Source organism: Vibrio sp. 1401, assembly GCF_033340295.1.
On record NZ_JAWOWF010000517.1, the window covers coordinates 1 to 618 of the forward strand.

Sequence of the window (618 nt, forward strand, 5' to 3'; positions counted from 1 at the left end):
AAAGCCAAAAAAGCCACGTTTGTGTGCGAAGGTTATCCTGAAACATTTCGTCGTGCGCGCAAGGGCAGCGTTGTGTATTGCGATCCACCTTATGCGCCACTTTCAAACACGGCAAACTTCACTTCATACGCAGGTAATGGTTTCACGTTGGACGACCAAGCGGCATTAGCCGACATGGCAGAAAGAACGGCTACTGAGCGTGGGATTCCGGTGTTGATTTCAAATCACGACACAACACTAACGCGCCGCCTTTACCACGGTGCGGATTTAAGTGTGGTGAAAGTGAAACGCACCATTAGCCGAAACGGTAGTGGTCGTAACAAAGTTGACGAACTGCTCGCCTTGTTCAAAGCGCCGGAATCAGATAGCGCTGCTTCATAGTTCTGACACTATTTTCTCTAAATAGTGGATCTCCCCACTGGCTTCGGTAGAATTGCGCGCAAATTGGTTTGCTGTTTTGCTCGTCACTACTGAGGTCAGGTATGAAAGATTTTCTTATTGCTCCATCCATTTTATCGGCTGATTTTGCACGTCTAGGTGAAGACGTAGAAAAAGTACTCGCAGCGGGTGCAGATGTGGTGCATTTCGATGTTATGGATAACCACTATGTACCAAACC

The 618-nt window shown here is 47.6% G+C and carries 1 protein-coding gene and 1 pseudogene; both read left to right on the forward strand.

Annotated features, from left to right (window positions below; translation table 11 throughout):
- Nucleotides 1–381, forward strand: a 381-nt coding sequence (locus R7Z77_RS26575) for a DNA adenine methylase (RefSeq protein ID WP_318137201.1), incomplete at its 5' end; no start/stop codon positions are given.
- 101 nt (nucleotides 382–482) lie between these two features.
- Nucleotides 483–618: pseudogene (locus R7Z77_RS26580) on the forward strand (ribulose-phosphate 3-epimerase); the annotation flags it as partial.